At 62.5% G+C, this 6659-nt stretch carries 7 protein-coding genes and 1 tRNA gene; 4 read left to right on the top strand and 4 right to left on the bottom strand.

What is annotated here, in order from left to right; all coding sequences use genetic code 11:
• Positions 1-54: 54 nt before the first annotated feature.
• From gor to rpiA, 3 genes are all read right to left on the bottom strand, one after another.
• Positions 55-1443: a glutathione-disulfide reductase gene (gene gor / locus EOA86_RS16705; RefSeq protein ID WP_128342649.1), complete on the bottom strand. Its 1389-nt coding sequence runs from the start codon at positions 1441-1443 to the stop codon at positions 55-57.
• A 150-nt stretch (positions 1444-1593) separates the two neighbouring features.
• Positions 1594-2151, bottom strand: coding sequence for a DUF2059 domain-containing protein (locus EOA86_RS16700; protein ID WP_127208988.1), 558 nt, complete (start codon positions 2149-2151; stop codon positions 1594-1596).
• Positions 2138-2866, bottom strand: coding sequence for a ribose-5-phosphate isomerase RpiA (gene rpiA / locus EOA86_RS16695; protein ID WP_128342648.1), 729 nt, complete (start codon positions 2864-2866; stop codon positions 2138-2140). The genes EOA86_RS16700 and rpiA overlap by 14 nt, the downstream gene beginning before the upstream one ends.
• A gap of 150 nt (positions 2867-3016) precedes the next feature.
• On the opposite strand from rpiA, the gene EOA86_RS16690 reads away from it, so the two are divergent.
• From EOA86_RS16690 to EOA86_RS16675, 4 genes are all read left to right on the top strand, one after another.
• Positions 3017-3700, top strand: coding sequence for a phosphoglycolate phosphatase (locus EOA86_RS16690; RefSeq protein ID WP_029352490.1), 684 nt, complete (start codon positions 3017-3019; stop codon positions 3698-3700).
• 124 nt (positions 3701-3824) lie between these two features.
• Positions 3825-3899 (top strand) — tRNA-Val (locus EOA86_RS16685).
• A gap of 149 nt (positions 3900-4048) precedes the next feature.
• Positions 4049-4306, top strand: a complete 258-nt coding sequence (locus tag EOA86_RS16680; protein ID WP_065010026.1) for a PepSY domain-containing protein — start codon at positions 4049-4051, stop codon at positions 4304-4306.
• 206 nt (positions 4307-4512) lie between these two features.
• Positions 4513-4989 carry a hypothetical protein gene (locus tag EOA86_RS16675; RefSeq protein ID WP_127208986.1) on the top strand — a complete coding sequence of 159 codons (477 nt, stop codon included), beginning with the start codon at positions 4513-4515 and terminating at the stop codon, positions 4987-4989.
• Positions 4990-4994: 5 nt separating this feature from the next.
• Here the strand turns inward: EOA86_RS16675 and EOA86_RS16670 are convergent.
• A partial coding sequence (locus EOA86_RS16670) for a murein L,D-transpeptidase (RefSeq protein ID WP_164891784.1) occupies positions 4995-6659 on the bottom strand: 1665 nt, incomplete at its 5' end.

Genomic DNA, 6659 nt, shown 5'->3' with positions numbered 1-6659 from the left:
GTTTCGAGGAGCTTAAGGACATCGGCGGCTGTTCCGTCCGGGCGAAAGCAAACGTCAGACGCGCTCGCCGTCCTTCACCCGGTAGGTCGGCTTGTACATGGTGACGAGTTCTTCCGCCGCGGTCGGATGCACGGCCATCGTGCGATCGAAATCATCCTTGGTCAGCCCCGCCTTCAGCGGAATGCCGAGAAGCTGCGCCATCTCGCCGGCATCCGGCCCGAGGATATGGACACCGAGCACTTTTTTCGAGGTGCCGTCGACCACCAGCTTAATCAGCATCTTTTCGTCGCGGCCGGACAGTGTGTGCCGCATCGGCCGGAAGGTGGCGCGGTAGATCTCAACGTCGGAAAAACGCTTTATCGCCTCATCTTCCGACAGGCCGACTGTGCCGATCTCGGGCTGCGAAAACACTGCGGTGGCGATCGTATCATGGTCGGGCGCGGTCGGGTTGCCCTTGAAGGCGGTCTCGACGAAACACATCGCCTCGTGGATCGCCACCGGCGTCAATTGCACGCGGTTGGTGACGTCGCCGATCGCCCAGATGTTGTCGATGTTGGTGCGCGAATATTGGTCGACATTGATAGCGCCGGTCTTGGTCATCTCGATGCCGACGCCCTCAAGACCCATGTTTTCGGTGTTGGGGAGACGCCCGATGGCGAGCATGACCTGATCGACAGTCAGTATCTTGTCGCCAGTGACGACAGCGTCGAGGCGCCCGTCTGGGCGCTTCCTGACCCATTCGGATACGGCATGGCAGAGGATTTTTATCCCCTTCTTTTCCATCGTTTCGTGCAGCATACGCCGGAGATCCATGTCGAAGCGCGAGAGAATCTCCTTGCCGCGATAGACCAGCGTTGTGTCGACGCCGAGGCCGTGAAAGATGTTGGCGAATTCGACGGCAATATAGCCGCCGCCCTCGATCATGATCGCCTTCGGTAATTCCTTGAGGTCGAAGGCCTCGTTGGAAAAGATGCAGTGCTCGTGGCCGGGCAGAGCCGGGTGCGGCGCTGGGCGGCCGCCGGTGGCGATCAGAATCTGGTCGGCGGTGACGGTGCGGTCGTTGCCGAGAAGATGCACCACATGCGGATCGACCAGCATGGCGCGCGACTGGAACGTCTCGCCGCCGGCGCCTTGGACATTCTTCCTGTAGATGGCTTCCAGCCGGCTGATCTCGCGATCCTTGTTGGCAACCAATGTCTGCCAGTCGAAGCTCGCCTGCGGCACGGTCCAGCCATAACCTGCAGCGTCAGCAAAATGTTCGGGAAATTGCGACGCATAGACATAGAGCTTCTTCGGCACGCAGCCGCGAATGACGCAGGTGCCGCCATAGCGGTATTCCTCGGCTATGCCGACGCGCTTGCCGAGTGCCGCCGCCATGCGCGCCGCCCTCACCCCGCCGGAGCCGCCGCCGATGACGAAAAGATCGTAGTCATAGACGGCCATGATGCGGCTCCTTGCCCTTCAAATGTCTGAGACAGGTAGGCTGCAAAGCGCCAAAAGAAAAGCCCGGACCATCACGCCGCGCACGCTGTGGGACGCGCAATGGAGGCCGGGCTTTCCGGTCCGCAGCGATAACGCCGCCGGACAATATTCTCAGTTCTTCGGTGCTTCCGGTACCGCGGCATTCGCCGGTGCCGCCGGCGCTGTAGCCTTCGCTGCCGCGGCCAGCGTTTCGCCGACCTGTTGTGCGAGATCGCGAGCGACGCCGTTCTGCCAGATGTCGGCGGCCTTGAGCAGGTCACGCGTCACGGCCGGGCCGCTGTCGAGCAGCTTCTTGCCGGAATCGGAATTGTAGAAAGCGGCGATTTCGGTAAGCTCTTTTTCGGAAAATACCTTGGCATAGGCTAAGGCCGCTTCCTTCTCGAGATCGGCGCGGCGCGAGGCCAGCGCCAGAGCCTTTTCGCTAACCGTTCTGCCGATCAGCTCCTGCATGTCCGGGTTCTTTTGGATAAGCTGCTGCTGAAGCGCGGCGGCGGCCTGCGGCAGGATGTTGTCGAACGGGTCCGTTGCGTGGATCGCCGCGACCGCAGCGCGGGCCGCCTTCAGATGCCCGTCGGTGACGTCCTGCGAGAACGCCGGCGATGAAAACGCAAAGACGGCTGAAGCTGCCAGAACGGCAGAAAAACGGCGAACCCGGTTATGCAACGTCATGATCGGTAGAACTCCCTGGTTTTCGGGCGGCATGGACGGTTTGGACGCCGTCGCCGGCTATGATGGCCGCTGATGCCAGCCCGATGAAAAGACCATGCTCGACCACGCCCGGAATGGCATGGAGAGCATTCGAAAGCGCTCTTGTATCCGGAATGCGGCCAAAAGATGCATCGAGGATAAAATGGCCGCCGTCTGTAACAAAAGGCTGGCCCCCCGTCATCCTCAATGTGACGGGACCGGAAAGACCGAGCCTTCCGGCCGCCGCGGCGACGGCGATTTCCGTGGCACGCAGACCGAACGGGTTGACCTCGATGGGCAGTGGAAAACGGCCGAGCGTCTCGACCATCTTCGAACGGTCGGCAATGACGATCATGCCGGCGGAAGCCGCCGCCACGATCTTTTCGCGCAGCAGCGCGCCGCCGCCGCCCTTGATCAATGTCAGCGCCGGATCGATCTCGTCGGCGCCGTCGACGGTAAGGTCGAGTTCCGGCGTTTCCTCCAGCGTCGACAGCGGCACGCCAAGCACGCCGCAAAGGTTGGCGGTGCGCTCCGAGGTCGGCACGCCGATAATGGTGAGGCCGTTGGCGACCTTCTCGGCAAGCAGCCGAACGAACTCCTCGGCCGTCGAGCCGGTGCCGATGCCGAGCCGCATGCCATCAGTCACATGGGCAAGTGCCGCCCGTGCGGCTTCGACCTTCAGTTGCCTCGCATCCATGCCTGCCCCGGATTTCGCGTGTTTCGGCGCTCCTAGCATCTTTGCCCGTCCGGTCAAAGGCTTTGCCCTGTGGATTGACCAAGCACCGCTTGCCTGGATGGGCTGCAGCGGCTATCGCCTGCCGGCAGCGTAATCGTCACAGGACAGGCCATGACCCGACCGATCATCGTGTTCGACCTCGACGGGACGCTGATCGATACAGCGCCGGACCTGCTCGACAGCCTCAACCACAGCCTTGCCGCCAGCGAACTCGCAGCCGTCGATGAGGCCGGCTTCAAGCGCTTCGTCGGCCATGGTGGACGGGTGATGATCGAGCGCGCGCATGCCGCGCAGCAGAGATCGCTGGAAAGCCAGGAGCATGATCGCTTGCTGAAACTGTTTCTCGATCATTACACCGACAACATCCCGGGTAAATCGCGCCCCTACCCCGGCGTCGTCGAGACGATCGCCCGATTCGAAGCAGCCGGTTATCTCCTGGCCGTCTGCACGAACAAATACGCAGCCAACTCGGTGGCGCTGATCGAGGCGCTCGGCCTGGCGAAGCATTTCGCGGCGATTTGCGGCCAGGACACGTTTGCGTTCCGCAAGCCCGATCCGCGCCATCTGACCCAAACCATCGTGCTGGCCGGCGGCGATCCGCACCGCGCGCTGATGGTCGGCGATTCGCAGACCGACATCGATACGGCGAAAGCCGCCGGCATTCCCGTGGTCGCGGTCGATTTCGGTTACACCGACCGCCATGTGCGCGAATTCGAACCGTCGGCGGTGATCTCGCATTTCGACGCACTGACGCTTGGTCTGGCCGAACGCCTGATCGCCGCTGCGGGGCGCTGAGCGAGGCGACCGGGTCGCTCCCGGCGGGATTGCATTCGGTCTTCGTCGGAACGCCAGGGCATCGCCTTGACTTCCCCGGCCGGCCTCCCTTATATCGCGGCGCGCTTGGCCTTCGGGCAAGAGCGGGCGATTAGCTCAGCGGGAGAGCACACCCTTCACACGGGTGGGGTCGCAGGTTCAATCCCTGCATCGCCCACCAACCCCACAGCTTTCGAGGCTGCATCCGATTCCGTTCAGGGACAACAATGCGGCGCGTCGGCACGGCGCTAGATTGTCACGCCCCTTGCCCAATCCGGAACAAACCTGCATGGCCGCGAGTTTCTACTCCTCGAAGAGTGAGGGAAAGCCATGTCCAGACTTGTTTTGGCGACAGGTGTCGCAGTCCTCCTTCTCGGCGGACCGGCCTTTGCCGCAGACGGCAGCCCATTGCCGCCGCAGAATGCTAGGAAACTGTCGGAAATAATCGCCAAGGTCGAGCAGCGCGACGACTTTCGCTACGTCGACGAGGTCGGCTGGGACAGCGGCGCCTACACCGTCACCTATTACACGACCGATAAGGCGAAGGTTGAAATCACCTACGATCCGGTGACAGCCGAGCCGAAATAGATCGCGGCCACCCTTCCTCAGGCGATACGTGCGCCGGAACTATTCCGGCAACCAGGTTACAGCGCGGCCTGGCGAAGACCCCTCGGAAGCGGGCGGCGGCGTGGCTTCACCAAGAACGGGGCCTGCACCCTTTTCGGCATCCCCTTGCGCCGATGCGGCTTTGATGGCTGACTGCGGCGTGATCATTGAGCCGCACGGGGGTGGGCATGGCGACGGCAAAGCATGTGGCGAAACGCGTTCTGATGATGCTCGCCGGCTATTTCGTTGCGGTGCTGGTTGGACTGATTGCAGTAGTGACGATCTATGGTGCATTGAGTTCGCTGCCTGATGCACCGGCGTATTTCGATTTCATGGGGCTCTCCCCCATCGCGGCGCTGGTCGTGCCACCGCTCGGCATGTTCATCTATTTCCTGACGATCGTACTAACCGGCCTGCAGACGCTGATCTTCGCGCTAATCGCCGAATTGTTTTCGCTGCGCAGTTTTTGGCTGCATATGGCCTTCGGCGCCGCAGCAGCGGCTGCCGGCTTCGTCCTGATCTGGCCGAGCGCGCCGGAAGACCTGAGCCCCGAGCGCTGGGCCGATATCGGCATCATCGCCGCCGCCGGCCTTGTCGCCGGTCTGGTCTACTGGCTGATCGCCGGGCGCGAAGCCGGGTTCCGGCGCCCGCTCTCCCTGCGTTAGCGTCCTCAGCTCGCCGGCGAGCGCACCGCTTCCGTGCTGTCGAGTGCCTGCTGCAGCCGCGTGTCGCGGTCGTAGACGTCGCTGAAATATTCGACTTTGCCGGACATGTCCGGCCAGGCGGTGAAATAGGCGACATAGACCTGGATCGTGCGCGTGACCTTTTCAGTCGAATGGCCATGCTTCAGCTTCTCCGCGACATAGTCGACCGAGGTGCCGAGCACGGCCGCCGCCATGCCGCGCGGATCCTGCAGACGAACGCAGCCATGGCTGAGCGCGCGCATGTCACGCTGGAAAAACGACTTTTGCGGCGTATCGTGCATGTAGATTGCGTGCTTGTTGGGGAACAGGATCTTCAGTTCGCCCAGCGCATTGGCCTCGCTCGGCAGCTGGCGCACGCCATAAGGTATTTTCGCGCCATAGGCGCCCCAGTTGACCGAGGAGGAGGGAATGCGTTTGCCGCGCGCGTTGACCACTTCGTAGCCGGCGCGGTCGAGATAACCGGGATCCCTGCGCAGCCGGGGCAGCATCTCGTTGACGAGGATCGACTGCGGCACACCCCAATAGGGATGGAAGTCGACCTGCTCAACCTGGTCGTAGAAGAAGGAAGTCTGGTTCGTGGTCTTGCCGATGACGGCGCGGGTCTTCAGCTTCTCCTCGCCATTTTCGATATAGCTCGCCGTAAAGGCCGGCTGGTTGATGAAGACGCGCGGACTGCCGAGATCGGATGGCAACCAGCGCAACTCTTCCAGCGCGACCTGCACCTTTTGAATCTTGTCGGCCTTGGACGTCCCGACCAGCGCTGCGACGGTGCGCGGACCGATGACGCCGTCGCCCTTCATGCCAGCCTTTTTCTGCACCGCCTTGATAACCGGCACCAGTTCCGGATCATAGACCTCGCTGGCGGCGAGCCCGGCCAATATCTCGCCATAGGCGCCGCCCATCTCGTCGTCGAGATTGCGCGCGATCTTCGCCAGAAGCTTCGGCAGTTCGGGGCTGGTCTGCCCCGGTTTCAGCAACAGCTTGGGGTCAACGACGATCTCGTCTTCGGCGCTGGCCTGAAGTGATTCCAGTTCGACGCGCAGCGCCTGATATTCGGCGTTCTGCGGATGCCGTGATTCGAGATAGGTGCGCACTTGCTGAGTGCGCGCCAGCGTTTTCAGCACGCCTTCCATGTCGAGCGGCTTGGCCGGGAAATCATAGTAGCCGGTGATGCGATTGGGATCGACGCGGCCGCTTTGCGCGTCGTGGACATAGCGCAAGACGCGCGCCGACAGTGCCATCTCAAAGCGGACGAACCCCTTCAGCCGCGCATCGGCGCCGCCGGTCGATGCGCCGGCGGCAGGCACTTCAACCGAATAGTCGGCCGGCGTGAGGCCATAGCTCGTCGCCTCGCCAAGCACCCGCACCGCATCCTGCGCGCGACCGTTTGGGCCGGTCCCGGTCACCCAGATGAAATCCGGATTGGCCGAGTAATAAGCGATCAACGCCTTGGCAATGTCAGGTTCGGCATAGAGCTCGTAGTCGCCGAGCCCGGCAATCGCTTCGCGGAAGGCGTCGCTGGTGAGCGACGGTACAAAGGCAGCGTCCTGTGGTGCCACCGGCTGTGGTGCTGCCATCAGTGTTGCAAAATCGACACGCACCAGCCGGTCGGCCGTATAAGTGTAGTAGGA

The sequence above is a fragment of the Mesorhizobium sp. M5C.F.Ca.IN.020.32.2.1 genome, from assembly GCF_004023105.1.
Taxonomy (GTDB): domain Bacteria; phylum Pseudomonadota; class Alphaproteobacteria; order Rhizobiales; family Rhizobiaceae; genus Mesorhizobium; species Mesorhizobium wenxiniae.
Note: the sequence above shows the minus strand (reverse complement) of the source record. Positions and strands in the feature narration are given on the sequence as shown.

Bases quoted from the DNA above. Each gene is read 5' to 3' on its own strand.
- gor (WP_128342649.1), bottom strand. From the start codon at position 1,443: ATGGCCGTCTATGACTACGATCTTTTCGTCATCGGCGGCGGCTCCGGC.
- EOA86_RS16700 (WP_127208988.1), bottom strand. From the start codon at position 2,151: ATGACGTTGCATAACCGGGTTCGCCGTTTTTCTGCCGTTCTGGCAGCT.
- rpiA (WP_128342648.1), bottom strand. From the start codon at position 2,866: ATGGATGCGAGGCAACTGAAGGTCGAAGCCGCACGGGCGGCACTTGCC.
- EOA86_RS16690 (WP_029352490.1), top strand. From the start codon at position 3,017: ATGACCCGACCGATCATCGTGTTCGACCTCGACGGGACGCTGATCGAT.
- EOA86_RS16680 (WP_065010026.1), top strand. From the start codon at position 4,049: ATGTCCAGACTTGTTTTGGCGACAGGTGTCGCAGTCCTCCTTCTCGGC.
- EOA86_RS16675 (WP_127208986.1), top strand. From the start codon at position 4,513: ATGGCGACGGCAAAGCATGTGGCGAAACGCGTTCTGATGATGCTCGCC.